Origin of the sequence: Salmonella sp. 32020114201800008SM, from assembly GCF_017572025.1 — a bacterium.
Classification (GTDB): Bacteria; Pseudomonadota; Gammaproteobacteria; order Enterobacterales; family Enterobacteriaceae; genus Salmonella; species Salmonella enterica.
In genome coordinates this window covers 486,804-504,326 of the sequence record NZ_JAGEQM010000002.1, presented here as the reverse complement: position 1 = coordinate 504,326, position 17,523 = coordinate 486,804, and the positions used below count along the sequence as shown (strand labels likewise).

The window sequence follows — 17,523 nt, the reverse complement described above, 5'->3', positions numbered from 1 at the left end:
CAGGAATCCCTCCCGCCGGGAAACTATTTATCTGGAGATGAACTATGAGTGAATCATTACATCTGACCCGTAACGGCCCGATCCTGGAAATTACCCTCGACCGACCTAAAGCGAATGCCATTGACGCCAAAACCAGCTTTGCAATGGGTGAAGCTTTTCTTAATTTCCGTGACGATCCGGAATTACGCGTAGCAATCATTACCGGCGGCGGGGAGAAATTCTTTTCTGCTGGCTGGGACTTAAAAGCGGCAGCGGAAGGTGAAGCGCCGGATGCCGATTTTGGTCCCGGCGGCTTTGCTGGTTTAACCGAAATATTTGACCTCGATAAGCCGGTTATCGCCGCGGTGAACGGCTACGCGTTTGGCGGCGGTTTTGAGCTGGCGCTGGCGGCGGACTTTATTGTTTGCGCCGAAAACGCCAGCTTCGCGCTGCCGGAAGCCAAGCTCGGCATCGTGCCTGACAGCGGCGGCGTATTGCGTCTGCCTAAGCTGCTGCCACCGGCTATCGTCAACGAAATGGTAATGACCGGCAGACGAATGAGCGCCGAAGAAGCGCTGCGTTGGGGGATCGTGAACCGCGTTGTCAGCCAGAGCGAACTGATGGATAGCGCGCGCGAACTGGCGCAACAACTGGTCAATAGCGCCCCGCTGGCTATCGCGGCGCTGAAAGAGATTTATCGCGCGACCAGCGAAATGCCGGTAGAAGAAGGCTACCGCTACATCCGCAGCGGCGTACTGAAGCATTATCCGTCGGTACTGCATTCAGAAGATGCGCTCGAAGGACCGCAGGCATTTGCCGAAAAACGCGATCCCGTGTGGAAAGGTCGTTAATGTGACTATGCCGGATGGCGCTTCGCTTATCCGGCCTACAGCACATGCGCAACCGTAGACCGGATAAGGTGTTTACGCCGCCATCCGGCAAAAAACCGAGGTACAACTATGAGCTATTACGCCTTTGAAGGACTGATCCCGGTGGTGCATCCGGACGCGTTTGTCCACCCCAGCGCCGTGCTGATTGGCGATGTCATCGTGGGCGCCGGTGTTTATATTGGCCCACTCGCGTCATTGCGTGGGGATTATGGTCGCCTGATCCTGGAGGCAGGCTCTAATCTGCAGGATGGCTGCATTATGCATGGCTACTGCGATACCGATACCATCGTGCATGAAAACGGCCATATCGGCCACGGCGCTATTCTACATGGCTGCGTGGTGGGACGGGATGCCCTGGTCGGCATGAATAGCGTCATTATGGACGGCGCAGTGATTGGCGAAGAGGGCATTGTCGCCGCCATGAGTTTTGTCAAAGCCGGATTTCAGGGTGAGGCAAGGCAACTGCTGGTGGGTTCACCGGCGCGCGTACTACGCCAGGTTACGGACCAGGAGCTGCACTGGAAACGCCTCAATACCAAAGAATATCAGGATCTTGCGATCCGTTGTCGAACGGGGTTATCTGAAACGAAGCCGTTAACGCAGGTCGAAGAAAACCGACCGCGCCTGAAAGGCACGACGGACGTGAAGCCAAAATCAGCACAGTAATTGATGCCGGATGCGCTCACGCTTATCCGGCCTACGCGTCAATTACCGTTTACCCCGCCAACAGGTTAAACAGACAATTAGCGACGCATACTCTTGGAGAGCATCATCTGCCATTTCTGCTCACGGTTTAGCTCTGTGGGGGGAACGGCAGACAGCCGCGGCGCTTTCGCCACGCTCACTTTTCTTTCCTGCAAATTATGATTCAATCGGCGATAGAGTTGAGAGTCGATACTCACGACTTTCACCAGACGCTGGCACTGGCAGCCTCGTCCTGCAATTTGGTTAGGGATCATCTTCACTTCACAAACAATTTCCCCCACTTCTGACAGAATATAGGAGAGCGTATTAATTGCTTTGCAATGTTCAATATCAAATTGACGGGAAATCTCCCTGGCAGTGATCCATCGGTTCTCTGCCATCATCCAGTCAGCAATTAACAAATAAAGCGGTCTTTCAACATATTTTTCACACATAAGCACACCATTTCACAAATTAAAAATCTGGCTACGGCCTGTCCAAACTAATAAAAACTAAGCCATATTAAAATTGTGGATATGCAAGATAGTATGCGACTTAAATATTGATTAGTGTGAGCAATATCGTGCTTATTACATTGAAAATGTGGTTACGGAAACGGACTTCTCCAGGAATGACCTTACGCAAGATAAAAAAAGGGTTTCTTTACAGAAACCCTTTCAACATTATATTACAGGTCCGGTTAGAGCAATATCCACCGGACCCTTTGTTTACGACTTTTTGATCTGCGCGTGCATTTCCTGCACCGAGGTTACCTTCTCGGTGGCATCGGCATTGAGCGCCATCGTCGTGGCAAAACCGCCGTTCAGCGTGGTGTCATAATGCACCTTGTACTGCAGCGCGCTGCGGCGAATCACCCTGGAGTCTTCAATCGCGCGGCGACCTGCGGTGGTGTTGATGATGTAGGTATATTCGCCATTCTTGATACGGTCCTGAATGTGCGGACGACCTTCGTGCACCTTGTTCACCAGACGCGGGTTGATACCGGCTTCGCCCAGCACAATCGCCGTACCGTGGGTAGCATCCAGCTCGAAGCCCTGTTTCAGCAGCTTAGCGGCCAGGTCCACCACGCGCTCTTTGTCGCCTTCGCGAACGGAGAGCAGCGCACGGCCCTGTTTCTTCATGGTGGAGTTACTGCCCAGCTGCGCCTTAGCGAACGCTTCCGCGAAGGTACGGCCCACGCCCATCACTTCCCCGGTGGAGCGCATTTCTGGCCCTAACAGCGGGTCAACGCCCGGGAATTTGTTGAACGGCAGCACCACTTCTTTCACCGAGTAGTACGGCGGGATAATTTCTTGGGTCACGCCCTGCTCGGTCAGCGATTTGCCGGCCATTACGCGCGCCGCCACTTTCGCCAGCGGCACGCCGGTGGCTTTGGAGACGAACGGTACGGTACGCGCCGCACGCGGGTTAACTTCAATCAGATAGACTTCGTTGTCTTTCACCGCAAACTGCACGTTCATCAGGCCGCGCACCTGCAGCTCGAAGGCCAGCTTCTGCACCTGCTGGCGCATCACATCCTGAATTTCCTGGCTCAGGGTGTAGGCTGGCAGGGAACAGGCGGAGTCGCCGGAGTGTACGCCCGCCTGCTCGATGTGTTCCATGATGCCGCCAATCAGCACCATTTCGCCGTCGCAGATAGCGTCCACGTCCACTTCAACCGCGTCATCAAGGAAGCGGTCCAGCAGTACCGGCGCATCGTTAGAGACGCTGACCGCGGTCTGGAAGTAGCGACGCAGGTCGGCTTCGTCGTAGACAATTTCCATCGCCCGACCGCCCAGTACGTAAGAAGGACGAACCACCAGCGGGTAGCCGATCTCTTTCGCTTTTTCGACCGCCTGTTCAATGGCGGTGACGGTGGCGTTGGCCGGTTGCTTCAGCTTCAGACGGTCAACCGCATGCTGGAAGCGTTCACGGTCTTCCGCGCGGTCGATGGCGTCCGGGCTGGTGCCGATTACCGGCACACCTGCCGCTTCCAGCGCGCGCGCCAGCTTCAGCGGCGTCTGGCCGCCGTACTGCACGATAACGCCTTTCGGCTTCTCGATGCGCACGATTTCCAGCACGTCTTCCAGCGTGACCGGCTCGAAGTACAGACGGTCGGAAGTGTCGTAGTCGGTGGAGACGGTTTCCGGGTTACAGTTGACCATAATGGTCTCGTAACCGTCTTCGCGCAGCGCCAGCGAGGCGTGTACGCAGCAGTAGTCAAATTCGATACCCTGGCCGATACGGTTCGGGCCGCCGCCGAGGACCATGATTTTATCGCGGTCAATGGACGGGTTCGCTTCGCACTCATCTTCATAAGTGGAGTACATGTAGGCGGTATCGGTGGCGAATTCCGCCGCGCAGGTATCCACACGCTTGTAGACCGGATGCAGGTCATACTGGTCACGCAGTTTGCGGATTTCCGCTTCGCGTACGCCCGCCAGTTTCGCCAGACGCGCATCGGCAAACCCTTTGCGCTTGAGCTGACGCAGGAAGTCGGCGTTGAGGCCAGTAATCCCGACTTCAGCCACTTTCTCTTCCAGACGCACCAGCTCTTCAATCTGCACCAGGAACCAGCGGTCGATGTTGGTCAGGTTAAAGACGCCATCCACAGACAAGCCCGCACGGAAGGCATCGGCGATATACCAGATACGATCTGCGCCCGCATCTTTCAGCTCGCGGCGGATTTTGGTCAGCGCTTCCGGGTCGTCAAGGCTGACTTTCGGGTCGAAGCCGGTAGCGCCCACTTCCAGGCCGCGCAGCGCTTTTTGCAGGGATTCCTGCTGGGTGCGGCCAATCGCCATCACTTCCCCGACCGATTTCATCTGGGTGGTCAGACGGTCGTTAGCACCGGCGAATTTCTCAAAGTTAAAGCGCGGAATTTTAGTAACCACATAGTCGATGGACGGCTCGAAGGAGGCCGGAGTGCGCCCGCCGGTGATGTCGTTCATCAGTTCGTCAAGGGTGTAACCCACCGCCAGTTTGGCGGCTACTTTGGCAATCGGGAAGCCGGTGGCTTTCGACGCCAGCGCCGAGGAGCGGGAGACGCGCGGGTTCATTTCGATAACGATCAGACGACCGTTTTTCGGGTTCACTGCGAACTGGACGTTAGAACCGCCGGTTTCGACGCCGATTTCACGCAGTACCGCCATCGAGGCGTTACGCATGATTTGGTATTCTTTGTCGGTCAGCGTCTGTGCCGGGGCCACGGTGATGGAGTCACCGGTGTGGATACCCATCGCATCGAAGTTTTCGATAGAGCAGACGATGATGCAGTTGTCGTTTTTATCACGCACCACTTCCATCTCGTACTCTTTCCAGCCGATCAGCGATTCATCAATCAGCAGCTCGTTGGTTGGCGAGAGGTCCAGACCGCGTTCGCAGATTTCTTCGAACTCTTCACGGTTGTAAGCGATACCGCCGCCGGTGCCGCCCATGGTAAAGCTAGGCCGGATGATGCACGGGAAGCCCACGTCAGCGGCAACCGCCAGCGCTTCTTCCATAGTGTGCGCGATACCGGAACGCGCGGTGTCGAGACCAATTTTCTTCATCGCGATATCGAAGCGACGACGGTCTTCGGCTTTATCAATGGCGTCGGCGGTGGCGCCAATCATGGTCACACCGAACTCTTCGAGCACGCCCTGACGCTCCAGCTCCAGCGCGCAGTTCAGCGCGGTCTGGCCGCCCATGGTCGGCAGCACCGCATCCGGACGCTCTTTTTCGATGATTTTGCGCACCACTTCCCAGTGAATCGGCTCGATGTAGGTGGCATCGGCCATTTCCGGGTCGGTCATGATGGTGGCCGGGTTGGAGTTCACCAGAATAACGCGGTAACCCTCTTCGCGCAGCGCTTTACACGCCTGAGCGCCGGAGTAGTCAAACTCACACGCCTGACCGATAACAATCGGGCCCGCGCCCAGAATCAGGATGCTTTTTATATCTGTACGTTTTGGCATGGCTCTTATTACTCCTGATTATTTCGCGGACTGACGGTATTGCTCAATAAGCTCGATAAAGTGGTCGAACAGCGGCGCCGCATCGTGCGGGCCTGGGCTCGCCTCCGGGTGACCCTGGAAGCTGAACGCCGGTTTGTCGGTACGATGAATCCCCTGCAGGGTGCCGTCGAACAGCGACTTGTGGGTCACGCGCAGGTTGGCTGGCAGCGAGTCTTCATCCACCGCAAAACCGTGGTTCTGCGCAGTGATCATTACCACGTTTCTGTCCATATCTTTTACCGGATGGTTGCCGCCGTGATGGCCGAACTTCATCTTAACGGTCTTCGCACCGCTCGCCAGCGCCAGTAGCTGATGGCCGAGGCAGATGCCGAACACAGGAATGTCGGTCTGGAGGAATTTCTTAATCGCCTCGATGGCGTAGTCGCACGGGGCCGGGTCGCCAGGGCCGTTCGACAGGAAGATGCCGTCCGGATTCATTTTCAGCACCTCTTCAGCAGAGGTTTGCGCTGGCACCACCGTCAGGCGGCAGCCGCGATCCACCAGCATGCGCAGGATGTTGCGTTTGGCGCCGAAATCATAGGCCACCACATGGAACGGCAGGTCATCCTCAGATTTCGCTTCCGGTAAACCGTCTTTCAGCGTCCAGCTACCCTGCGTCCAGCGGTAAGTTTCCGCCGTGGTCACTTCTTTCGCCAGATCCATACCGTTAAGTCCAGGAAATGCTTTCGCTTTTTCCAGCGCCAGCTTCGCATCCGGGCTATCGCCTGCAATGATGCAGCCGTTCTGTGCGCCTTTCTCACGCAGCAGTCGGGTCAGCTTGCGGGTATCGATATCAGCAATCGCCACGATGTTATGGCGTTTGAGGTAAGAAGAGAGGTCTTCTGTGTTACGAAAGTTGCTGGCAATCAACGGCAGATCGCGAATCACTAAACCTTGCGCATGAACCTGAGAAGATTCTTCATCGGCTTCATTGGTGCCGACATTACCAATATGGGGATAAGTAAGAGTGACGATTTGGCGGGAATAGGAAGGATCAGTGAGGATTTCTTGATAACCGGTCATTGAAGTATTGAAAACGACTTCCCCAACCGCCGAACCTGTTGCCCCTATGGCCCGACCGTGAAACTGGGTTCCGTCTTCCAGAACCAATAGCGCTGACTTAATCAAAACACCCTCCAGAGAATATTCACTCACTTTATTTGCATATTAATTCATTCAGTCAGTATGAAGCAATGCAAATTTGCTTACCCGTGGATTTCTGGCAAACGGCGGCATTCTGAAGTTAAGCCGGATAAAAGTCAACTTAAAGCGGGTGTTTTTTATGTTATTTTGCACATTATAAGTAAGTTATTCTGTTTAAGAGGCAAAAAGATCAACTAAGTGACGATAGAAAACGCTTGCGCTTCCTTAAGTTAGAAAAAAGCTGACTGGAACGATAAAAAGTGGACCAAATGGTCAAATTTCACATCAAAACAACAAAAAACAACGATAAAAATTCATTTAATAATCACTAATGCCATTAAATTCATAAAAATTCAAAATAAAGCAAATTAACAACAAAAATAATTTAAAAATCAAGTTGTTATGAAAATAAAAAACAAATCAAACACATCAAAAAATCGACAAAAAACAGCAAATTAAGACAATGTAATAAGAATTACAATCGCGATATAAAGATCCAACTTCTTTTTCTTTAAGACTAGCGCATAAGATTGGAACACAACCAGCCTCACTACAGCATAAAAAAGCTAACCCATTGAAGTAAAAGAGATAAAACGCCCCCGAGGAACAGCACTCCCCCTCCGATGGATATCAGTCTTATCAGTCTGGTCGAGGTGCCTTTTGCATACGGTAAGTCACTGCGGCAGAACATGTCGTGGGAGAAGAAACTGTCGAAACATGAATGGTGAAAGGCGTTATTTATCTGACCGAATAACCGGGGGGCAAAAACAAAAGGGCAATAATATATTGCCCTTTGTAATCAATTAATCTTGATTACCACAACCACATCACGAAGGTATTTAGTCGCTATAATACATCCAGCCCCAGCACGTCCCGCATGTCAAATAGCCCATTTTTCTTCGTTTTTAGCCATAACGCCGATCGCAACGCGCCATTTGCAAACGTCATGCGGCTGGAAGCTTTATGCGTAATCTCTACGCGCTCGCCAATATCGGCAAACATCGCGGTATGTTCGCCGACGATGTCGCCCGCCCGAACGGTCGCAAAGCCAATCGTGCCCGGTACGCGCTCGCCGGTATAACCTTCACGCGAGTAGACCGCGCAGTCCTTCAGATTTTTATCCAGCGCCCCGGCGATTGCCTCGCCCATTGCCAGCGCCGTACCCGACGGTGCATCCACTTTATGGCGGTGGTGCGCTTCAATAATTTCAATATCGCTATAGTCGCCCATTACCTTCGCGGCTTTCTCCAGCAGCTTGAGCATGACGTTAACGCCGACGCTAAAGTTTGCGGCGAAAACGATCGCAATCTCTTGTGACGCCTCGCTAATGGCTTGTTTACCGGCGTCGTCAAAGCCGGTAGTACCAATCACCATCCCTTTACCATGCTGGCGGCAAAACGCCAGATGCGTCAACGTGCCTTCCGGACGGGTAAAATCGATGAAAACGTCAAAATCATCTTTTACCGCCTCAAGGCTGCTTTGAACGATCACGCCGGACTTTCCCGCCCCTGCCAGTTCGCCAGCATCGCTGCCCAGCAAGGAAGAGCCTTCGCGCTCCAGCGCGGCACCCAGCTGAACACCTTCCATCGCCATGGCGGCCTGGATTAACTGCCGTCCCATGCGGCCACCGGCGCCGGCAATGGCGACGCGGATTTGTGCTTCATGCATAGCTATTCTCTTTTGTAAAAATTGCGTAAACCGTTTTCAGAGTAACCAGCGCGCCCGGAGGCCGCCATCTAAAATCGCCGATAATTAGAAATTAATGATAAACAGGGAGCGATATCAGTAAAAGACATGATTCATCCCGCAGGATGAATCATTGCTGGAGAGAATGAAAGAAGAGAAACTTACTCAGGATAGAGGGAACCGGCAGGAAAATGACTTAAAAACCAGGTCACTGCCAGTAAATCCGCGCTACCGCCAGGGCTTAAGTTACGCAGGATGAGTTCATCATCGAGGGACTGCATCGCTTCAATGCCCCCCTCAACCAATACGCCCCCTTGCCACAACAATTTTTGTGCCTGCTGCTGCACGTAGTAAAGCCCTTCCAGGCCTCCCCGTGACACCAGATTGGTATCATCATTCCACGCCATCAGATGCAACAATGTTTGCAGTAGGGCAAGATGGGTATCGTCATGCTCCTGCACGACCCGGTTAAACACCGGCAAAGCCTGCGTTCTGACGGTTCGAAAACCGCTTTCCGCTTCTCCCCGCGCGCCCGACAGTCCATAACACTGGAAATGGGTTTCACTCTTTGTCAGTTTTCCCGCTTTTTTTGCTGAGAGCTCGTGGGCAACAATATTCCGACTCAGGCGGGCAACCTGGTCGCAGATACGATTTTGCTCCAACGGTTCTCCCCGCGCGAGAAGTCGACCAATCGCTGCGCTCAGCAGGCCAAAAGCGAAAATCGCCCCGCGATGGGTATTCACACCATTGGTCGCCTGTAGCATATCGTTCTCACAGGCCATCCCCAGCGGACGCAGCATCACCAGGACATTTTCTGCCGCCAGCGCCGCCGTGTTGTTGCCCATGATAAAAAACTTTTCCATCCATGGAGCAATGGCGGTAGTGCTACGTTCAAATGCCGCCAGATCCATATCCCTATGCGCTCCCGAATTACGAATATCGACCAGACCGGGTTTTGGTGTCAGCCTGGCTTCCGTCAGCAGCGCTCTTGCAACCAACCCGTTAAGATCGCCAGCCGCCAGCGATGAGTACGCTGGCGTACGCCGTTCAGTTACAACGCTCACGCTCATAGCATTCAATCCTTCGTGCAATTTCATCCAACAAAAGGTCAAGGGTGTGATGCTTGCCCCGGGCACAGAGATGAGCATCCTGCTGGCATATCAAACATGGCCGGGCAGGATGCCCGAGTTCACGGCGTGATAGCGACTTACCGTCGCTATCAATAATGTCGATGTCCCAAAGCCGCCCTAACGGATGGCTCATCTCTAGTGTCGACATGTGCTGTTTCAACGCCATTGCCGGCGCACAGACCGCTGCCATCCATTCCGGGCCGCTGCGTTCATTTACCTGCATTTCCCAGACGTTGACCCACTCCTTCTGTTCGCAAAGCGCCAGTATTTCGGCAATTGCGTAATCGGCGACACGCCGCCAGACCGCTGAGTTTTTAACGGCGCCCGGTGCAACCAGCGTGAGGGAAATCAACGGTAGCCGATAGCAGTTCAACGCCTGACGCTGCCTGGCGGCACGTTTATCGCGCGCTTGTAGCATCTCCTCCAGCGTAACTGCCTGGCCCTGGTACAGCAGGTCTGTGCCCTTCATCAGCCTTTAACCTGGCGAATCACGTCAATCACTGAACCGTCGCGATAACGCACCACAGCCACCACCCGATCGGTAAACTCAATCGGCTGCGGTTTACCGGTCAGTTGCTCGGCGCGCTGTTGCAGTTGTTCGATGGTCATCAGCGCCACACCAGCAGCACGCAGGTTATCAATCAGATCCTGACGCGCAGGGTTCACCGCAATACCATGGTCGGTAACCAGCACATCAACGCTTGCCCCTGGCGTGACGGTAGTCAGCACTTTTTCCACCACGCATGGGATTCGGCCACGGACCAGCGGTGCGGTAATAATGGTGAGATCGGCCCCTGCTGCCGTATCGCTATGGCCGCCCGATGCGCCACGCAGTACGCCGTTTGAACCGGTCATCACGTTAACGTTAAAATTCACGTCAATTTCCAGTGCGCTCAGCATCACCACATTCAGGCGTTCGCATGCCGCGCCTTTAGAGGCGGGGTTCGCGTATTGATTGGTTGAAATTTCAATATGATGTGGATTCTGCGCCAGAGAACGGGCTGCATCGCCATCGAATGATTGCGTATCCAGCAGCGCTTTGATCAACCCTTTCTCATGCAGATCCACCATGGTGCCGGTGATCCCGCCCAGGCCAAAACTCGCCGTAATGTTGTGCCGACGCATTTTGTCTTCCAGGAAACGGGTGACCGCCAGAGATGCGCCACCGGTGCCGGTTTGCAGCGAGAAACCGTCACAAAAATAGCCCGAGTGTTCGATCACATTGGCCGCCTGCCGGGCGATCAACAGTTCACGCGGGTTGCTGGACAGACGAATCGCGCCCGCGGTGATTTTTTCCGGATCCCCTACCTCATCCACCTGCACGATCAAATCAACCTGATCCTGCGCGATACTGGCCGGATAATTGGGGAACTCGACCCACTCTTCAGTCAGGAGCACCACGCATTTAGCGTACTGCGCATCAACCTGCGCATACCCTAAAGAGCCGCAGCGTGACTTGCCGCTAAAACCGTTCGCATTACCAAATTCGTCGCAGCACGGCACGCCGAGGAAAGCGACATCAATATTCAGCTCACCGCTCTGAATCAGTTTTACGCGGCCGCCGTGAGAGTGGATCTGTACCGGGTTTTCCATCAGGCCAGCGGAGATCTCTTCCCCTAACTTGCCGCGCAGCCCGGAGGTGTAAATCTGCCGCACCACGCCATTTTTAATGTGTTCGATAAGCGGCCAGTGGGCATCAATTAATGAGCTGGAGGCAAGCGTCAGATCGCGGAATCCCATTTCCGCCAGCTTCGCCATCACCATATTGACGACTTTGTCGCCACCACGAAACGCATGGTGGAAGGATATCGTCATGCCATTTTTAAGCCCGGAACGACGAATAGCCTCTTCAAGCGAGTCACAAATTTTACGCCGACGCTTTTCCGTTTCACTGGCAAGCCACGGGCTGTTCGCTGTTACCCCCTGGTAGGGCTGTAATCCTTCCGGTACGACATATTGCTGGTTGAGCATGGTTACAGTCTCTTTCATGGTTCCTTCCTTAATCACGAATACCGGAAGCCGACAGCGCCACCACTTTGCGCGCGTGGTCGATAATCGGGCCGTCAATCATTTTGCCGTTGAGTGAAACGACGCCCAGACCGCGAGACTCAGCCTCTTCAGCGGCGGCAATCACCTCATACGCATGCTCAACTTCTTTACGTGTCGGAGAATAAGCCTGATGTAACAGCTCAATCTGACGTGGGTTCACTAAGGACTTACCGTTAAAACCAAGCCCTTTCGCCAACTGCACTTCCTTCAGGAAGCCTTCTTCATTATTGATATCCGACCAAACGACATCATAGGCGGCAATACCCGCAACGCGCGCCGCATGCAGCACTGCGCAGCGGGCGTAGAACAGCTCGGTGCCATCGCCCCGGCTGGTGCCCATATCCATCACGTAATCAAATGCCGCCAGCGCAATTGCCACCATGCGCGGGCTGGAGGTGGCGATGTCGACGGCATTGACCACGCCTTTCGCTGATTCGATCGCCGCCATCAGCCTGGTACTGCCGACTTCACGTCCACATTCACGTTCGATCCGTTCGACCTGCGCTTCCAGCTCCAGCACATCGTTTTTGCTGTCGGTTTTCGGCAGACGCACGATATCCGCGCCACCACGCACGACGGCCTCAAGATCGGCCAGACCGAATGGCGTGTTCAGTGGATTAATGCGCACCACTTTTTCAACATCCTGATAGAACGGATGTTGAAGCGCGTGATGGACTAAAAGACGGGCGGTATCTTTCTCACGTAACGCTACGGCGTCTTCTAAGTCGAACATCACCGCGTCCGCACCGTAGACAAACGAGGTGCTCAACATGGCCGCATTTGCGCCGGGGATAAACAACATACTGCGACGTGGTCTCATAACGCACTCCATTGAATTTCCGTTTGTTCTGCAGCGCGTAACGCCGCCGCCTGCACTCGGGCGCGTAAAATACACTCCAGCGCGCCTTTGTCATCGACGCTAACCAGCGCGCGTTCAACGCCCAGCTTCGCCAGCGTTTCCCGAACCACCTGCTCAATCGCCGCGCCAAACTGCTGCTTCACCAGACTCTCTAGCTCCAGCCGAATTCCTGGCTCGCTGGATGGACCAATCCTGATCATCACATCGCTGGATTCCAGCGTGCCTGCCAGGGCATCTTTAATGATTTTCATTAGTTATGTTCCTTGTTAACGGTGTTACGTCATATGGTTTCAGTGTGTCTGGCGGCATGCCGCTGCAGATATGCCAGGGTGCCAGCAGGCACCAGCGCGCTTATTGCCGACCAATTACGTTCGCTATACAGTTTTCTGACGCGAGAGGCGGAAATAGCCGCGCCGTTTTTCTCCACCCGCGCCAGCTCGACGACCTCAATAACCGGGCCGCTACGCTTCGGATCGTGCAAAATGTCGTGCATTCGCTGGTTATAGGCACAGGTCAGAGGGCAAAACGGTTCACTGCCGACAAAACGATGGGTAATCCCCAGCGCTGGAGCCAGATGTTCACGGAAGAGTTGCAGATCGATCTGGCAATGGCAGTCGTCTACAACCCCTTTTTCTTTGAGGAAATAGCCGGGAAACGTCGCACGCGAGATCATATAAGCGGAGCCGGAATGCAACGTGACGTTGTCAATACCCGCGATTCCTTGTTCGATCAGCGCCCAACGGTCGGTATAGGAAAAAAATGAAGCATCTTCTTTGACTACAAACAGATGCAACCAGTCACAGGCCGCAGCCGCTTGCTCCACCAGATAACGGTGGCCCAATGTAAACGGATTGGCGTTCATGACGATGGCGCCGATCGTTTTTCCCGGTTGACGATAAAGCGCCAGTTGGCGACAAAAGCGCGCTAACCGTTCACTGCTGTTCTCCATTAACACCGCCAGCTCACCTGCCTGCGCAATGGGCCAAAACCCCGCGCCAGAAAACAGCAACCGATTTTGCGGCTTAGTGAACAGGAAAAGCTCGCTGCGGTTTAACTCGTAGGCCAATGTAAGCAGCTCAGTCAGCAGTTTGAGGCTGAGCCCTTCCCCTTGTAAAACCGGGGAAACAGCGATGCATTTCAGTACGTTCCCGGCCAGAGAACCGCACCCGACTATCTCACCCTGCCAATATGCGCATACCGCGATTTCACAATCATCTTCCAGGGCGAGTCCCACGCCCTCCAGAAACATGGCGACCGACTCGCGACGCAATACATCCTTTTGCAAATAAATGCGTTTAAATATTAGATTCACTCTATTCTGCATCCGTCAGCAAATAACGTCGCATATTTCGCCAGCGTTTGTATTACTCGTCTGGAATAGACATCACACTTTCCCCCTTGCTTTTATAAGCTTTATGGTTTTTATTTCCTTAATTAACCAGAGTTAATAAAAATAATTAAATTAATTAAAAACACAACCATTCAGTGAAGATAGTCACATCTCATGGTTCATTGAATTTATTAGTATGCGCGGGTCTTGTTACCCATCAATACACAGGAAAATGTTTATGACCAACATGACCCAGGCTTCGGCGACGGAGAAAAAGGGGGCTAGCGATTTACTCAGATTCAAAATCTTTGGTATGCCGCTACCGCTTTATGCCTTTGCATTAATTACTCTATTACTTTCTCATTTTTATAATGCTATACCGACTGACTTAGTCGGTGGTTTTGCCCTTATGTTTGTGATGGGGGCCATTTTTGGTGAAATCGGCAAACGTTTACCGATCTTCAATAAATATATTGGTGGCGCACCGGTTATGATATTTCTGGTTGCAGCTTATTTTGTCTATGCTGGCATATTTACGCAGAAAGAAATTGATGCGATCAGCAACGTAATGGATAAAAGCAACTTCCTTAACCTGTTTATCGCAGTGTTGATCACAGGCGCGATCCTGTCGGTAAACCGTAAGCTGCTATTAAAATCACTGCTGGGCTATATCCCAACCATCCTCGCCGGGATTGTCGGCGCGTCCCTTTTCGGTATCGTCATTGGTCTGTGCTTCGGTATCCCGGTCGACCGTATCATGATGCTGTACGTTCTGCCGATTATGGGCGGTGGTAACGGCGCGGGCGCCGTGCCTCTGTCTGAAATTTATCACTCGGTTACCGGACGTTCTCGCGAAGAGTATTACTCAACGGCTATTGCTATTCTGACCATTGCGAATATCTTCGCCATTATTTTCGCCGCCCTCCTCGATATGATAGGCAAAAAATACACCTGGCTTAGCGGTGAAGGTGAGTTGGTTCGTAAGGCTTCCTTCAAAACCGAAGATGATGAAAAGGCCGGTCAGATTACCCATCGTGAAACGGCGGTTGGCATGGTGTTATCCACCACCTGCTTCCTGCTGGCCTATGTTGTTGCCAAGAAAATTCTGCCAAGCATCGGCGGCGTCTCTATTCACTACTTCGCCTGGATGGTTCTGATTGTTGCTGCGCTGAACGCATCAGGTCTTTGCTCACCGGAGATTAAAGCCGGGGCGAAACGTCTTTCTGACTTCTTCTCCAAACAGCTACTGTGGGTGCTGATGGTCGGTGTGGGTGTTTGCTACACCGATCTGCAAGAGATCATCGATGCCCTGACGTTCGCCAACGTCGTTATCGCCGCGATCATCGTGGTCGGCGCAGTCGTTGGCGCAGCTATCGGGGGCTGGTTGATTGGCTTCTACCCGATTGAATCATCCATTACTGCGGGTCTTTGTATGGCCAACCGCGGCGGCTCTGGCGATCTGGAAGTGCTCTCCGCCTGTAACCGTATGAACCTCATTTCATATGCACAAATTTCCTCTCGTCTGGGCGGCGGTATTGTGCTGGTTATCGCTAGCATCGTGTTCAGCATGATGGTGTAAAAAAACGCACGGCGGTGTCTTTGCCGCAAACGACCTGGAGAAAAGTAGAGGCCAAAGCCAGAGGTGGCCAAGGGAAATCCACTCTACTCCTTAGCCGGATTCACCAGGAAGGCTGTCGTCAAGGCCACCGTCGTGCCTCTCATTATGGAAAATGATTCATGAATGAAGCTGTACTACTGGGTGAAGGTTTCACCCTGATGTTTTTAGGGATGGGGTTCGTACTGAGCTTTCTGTTCCTGCTCATCTTTGCCATTCGCGGCATGTCTGCCGTGATTACTCGCTTCTTCCCGGAACCCGTCGCCGCGCCCGCACCGCGTGCCGTTCCCGCCGTGGACGACTTCACCCGCTTAAAGCCGGTGATTGCCGCCGCCATTCACCATCACCGCCACCACGTTTAATTTCCCGGAGGGATCCATGACCATTGCCATTACCGATGTCGTCCTGCGCGACGCCCACCAGTCCCTTTTCGCCACCCGCCTGCGCCTTGACGACATGCTGCCGATTGCCGCCCAGCTCGATGACGTGGGCTACGGCTCGCTGGAGTGCTGGGGCGGCGCCACCTTTGACGCCTGCATCCGTTTCCTCGGCGAAGACCCGTGGCTGCGCCTGCGCGAACTCAAAAAAGCCATGCCCAAAACCCCACTGCAGATGCTGCTGCGCGGCCAGAACCTGCTCGGTTATCGCCATTACGCCGATGACGTGGTGGAACGCTTCGTCGAACGCGCGGTGAAAAACGGCATGGACGTGTTCCGCGTCTTCGATGCCATGAACGACCCGCGTAATATGAAAGCCGCACTGCAGGCGGTGCGCAGCCACGGCGCCCACGCCCAGGGGACCCTGAGTTACACCACCAGCCCGGCGCACACCCTGCAGACCTGGCTGGACTTAACCGAACAGTTGTTAGAGACCGGCGTTGACTCGATTGCCATCAAGGATATGTCCGGCATTCTCACGCCGATGGCGGCGTATGAGCTGGTCAGCGAAATCAAAAAACGTTTTGAGGTGCGCCTGCACCTGCACTGTCACGCCACCACCGGGATGGCGGAGATGGCCCTGCTGAAGGCTATCGAGGCGGGTGTTGACGGCGTGGACACGGCGATTTCGTCCATGAGCGCCACCTACGGCCACCCGGCCACCGAGGCGCTGGTGGCGACGTTGGCAGGTACTGAGCACGACACCGGGCTGGATATCCTGAAGCTGGAAAATATCGCCGCGTACTTCCGCGAGGTGCGCAAAAAGTATCACGCCTTTGAAGGCCAGCTGAAAGGCTACGACAGCCGTATCCTCGTGGCGCAGGTGCCGGGCGGGATGCTGACCAACCTCGAAAGCCAGCTGAAGCAGCAGAACGCGGCGGACAAACTCGACCAGGTGCTGGCGGAAATCCCCCGCGTGCGCGAGGACCTCGGCTTTATCCCGCTGGTGACCCCGACCTCGCAGATTGTCGGCACCCAGGCGGTGCTCAACGTGCTGACGGGCGAACGCTACAAGACCATTGCCAAAGAAACGGCCGGCATTCTGAAAGGCGAATACGGCCACACCCCGGTGCCGGTGAACGCGGCGTTACAGGCCCGCGTGCTGGAAGGGGGCGCTCCGGTGACCTGCCGTCCGGCGGATTTACTCAAACCGGAACTGGCTGAACTGGAAGCGGACGTCAGGCGCCAGGCGCAGGAGAAGGGCATCACGCTTGCGGGAAACGCCATCGACGACGTGCTCACCGTGGCGCTGTTCCCGCAAATCGGCCTCAAATTCCTTGAGAACCGCCATAACCCGGCGGCGTTTGAGCCGGTACCGCAGGCGGAAGCCGCGCAGCCGGTGGCAAAAGCAGAGAAGCCTGCCGCCTCCGGTATCTACACCGTGGAAGTGGAAGGCAAAGCCTTTGTGGTGAAGGTCAGCGACGGCGGCGATATCAGCCAGCTCACTGCTGCCACCCCGTCTTCCGCACCGGTTCAGGCTGCCGCCCCGGCAGGCGCCGGCACCCCGGTCACCGCGCCGCTGGCGGGCAACATCTGGAAGGTGATTGCCACCGAGGGCCAGACGGTGGCCGAAGGCGATGTGCTGCTGATTCTGGAAGCCATGAAGATGGAAACCGAAATTCGCGCCGCGCAGGCCGGGACGGTACGCGGTATCGCGGTGAAGTCCGGCGATGCGGTCTCCGTCGGCGACACCCTGATGACGCTGGCGTAAGGACGAGGAGCGGAA

15 protein-coding genes are annotated in these 17,523 nt (G+C 54.4%); 5 read left to right on the top strand and 10 right to left on the bottom strand.

Annotated elements, in window-relative coordinates; translation table 11 throughout:
- Positions 1-44 precede the first annotated feature (44 nt).
- Together caiD and caiE are read left to right on the top strand one after the other, a co-directional pair.
- The gene (caiD, locus tag J4613_RS08430; RefSeq protein ID WP_000004376.1) at positions 45-830 is read left to right on the top strand and encodes a crotonobetainyl-CoA hydratase; all 786 of its coding nucleotides are present in this window, start codon (positions 45-47) and stop codon (positions 828-830) included.
- Between the two features lie 108 nt (positions 831-938).
- Positions 939-1,535, top strand: coding sequence for a carnitine operon protein CaiE (caiE, locus tag J4613_RS08425; protein WP_111742474.1), 597 nt, complete (start codon positions 939-941; stop codon positions 1,533-1,535).
- Between the two features lie 77 nt (positions 1,536-1,612).
- On the opposite strand, the gene caiF is transcribed toward caiE, so the two are convergent.
- The 10 genes from caiF to citC form a co-directional block, all read right to left on the bottom strand.
- Positions 1,613-2,008, bottom strand: a complete 396-nt coding sequence (gene caiF / locus J4613_RS08420; protein WP_000333324.1) for a carnitine metabolism transcriptional regulator CaiF — start codon at positions 2,006-2,008, stop codon at positions 1,613-1,615.
- Between the two features lie 273 nt (positions 2,009-2,281).
- Positions 2,282-5,509: a carbamoyl-phosphate synthase large subunit gene (gene carB / locus J4613_RS08415; RefSeq protein ID WP_001126305.1), complete on the bottom strand. Its 3,228-nt coding sequence runs from the start codon at positions 5,507-5,509 to the stop codon at positions 2,282-2,284.
- 18 nt (positions 5,510-5,527) lie between these two features.
- On the bottom strand, positions 5,528-6,676 hold the full coding sequence (gene carA / locus J4613_RS08410; protein ID WP_000597276.1) for a glutamine-hydrolyzing carbamoyl-phosphate synthase small subunit: 1,149 nt from the start codon (positions 6,674-6,676) through the stop codon (positions 5,528-5,530).
- 861 nt (positions 6,677-7,537) lie between these two features.
- Positions 7,538-8,359 carry a 4-hydroxy-tetrahydrodipicolinate reductase gene (gene dapB / locus J4613_RS08400; protein WP_111742475.1) on the bottom strand — a complete coding sequence of 274 codons (822 nt, stop codon included), beginning with the start codon at positions 8,357-8,359 and terminating at the stop codon, positions 7,538-7,540.
- 179 nt (positions 8,360-8,538) lie between these two features.
- Entirely contained in the window at positions 8,539-9,447 is a 909-nt protein-coding gene (gene citG, locus J4613_RS08395) for a triphosphoribosyl-dephospho-CoA synthase CitG (protein WP_000117014.1), read from the bottom strand.
- Positions 9,425-9,976 (bottom strand): citrate lyase holo-[acyl-carrier protein] synthase, encoded by a 552-nt coding sequence (gene citX / locus J4613_RS08390; RefSeq protein WP_023254331.1) that lies wholly within the window; start codon positions 9,974-9,976, stop codon positions 9,425-9,427. Before citX ends, citG begins: the two co-directional genes overlap by 23 nt.
- Positions 9,976-11,496, bottom strand: coding sequence for a citrate lyase subunit alpha (citF, locus tag J4613_RS08385; RefSeq protein WP_000665572.1), 1,521 nt, complete (start codon positions 11,494-11,496; stop codon positions 9,976-9,978). Before citF ends, citX begins: the two co-directional genes overlap by 1 nt.
- 10 nt (positions 11,497-11,506) lie before the next feature.
- Positions 11,507-12,376, bottom strand: a complete 870-nt coding sequence (gene citE / locus J4613_RS08380) for a citrate (pro-3S)-lyase subunit beta (RefSeq protein WP_001247811.1) — start codon at positions 12,374-12,376, stop codon at positions 11,507-11,509.
- On the bottom strand, positions 12,373-12,666 hold the full coding sequence (citD, locus tag J4613_RS08375) for a citrate lyase acyl carrier protein (RefSeq protein WP_000691461.1): 294 nt from the start codon (positions 12,664-12,666) through the stop codon (positions 12,373-12,375). The genes citE and citD overlap by 4 nt, the downstream gene beginning before the upstream one ends.
- A 29-nt stretch (positions 12,667-12,695) precedes the next feature.
- Positions 12,696-13,739 carry a [citrate (pro-3S)-lyase] ligase gene (citC, locus tag J4613_RS08370; RefSeq protein WP_072095630.1) on the bottom strand — a complete coding sequence of 348 codons (1,044 nt, stop codon included), beginning with the start codon at positions 13,737-13,739 and terminating at the stop codon, positions 12,696-12,698.
- 244 nt (positions 13,740-13,983) lie between these two features.
- On the opposite strand from citC, the gene citS reads away from it, so the two are divergent.
- The 3 genes from citS to oadA all read left to right on the top strand — a co-directional run bounded on the left by citS (position 13,984) and on the right by oadA (position 17,508).
- The gene (gene citS, locus J4613_RS08365; protein ID WP_000183602.1) at positions 13,984-15,324 is read left to right on the top strand and encodes a citrate/sodium symporter CitS; all 1,341 of its coding nucleotides are present in this window, start codon (positions 13,984-13,986) and stop codon (positions 15,322-15,324) included.
- Between the two features lie 158 nt (positions 15,325-15,482).
- Positions 15,483-15,722, top strand: a complete 240-nt coding sequence (locus J4613_RS08360) for an oxaloacetate decarboxylase subunit gamma (protein WP_001001150.1) — start codon at positions 15,483-15,485, stop codon at positions 15,720-15,722.
- A gap of 16 nt (positions 15,723-15,738) precedes the next feature.
- The gene (oadA, locus tag J4613_RS08355) at positions 15,739-17,508 is read left to right on the top strand and encodes a sodium-extruding oxaloacetate decarboxylase subunit alpha (protein ID WP_111742476.1); all 1,770 of its coding nucleotides are present in this window, start codon (positions 15,739-15,741) and stop codon (positions 17,506-17,508) included.
- Positions 17,509-17,523: the final 15 nt, after the last annotated feature.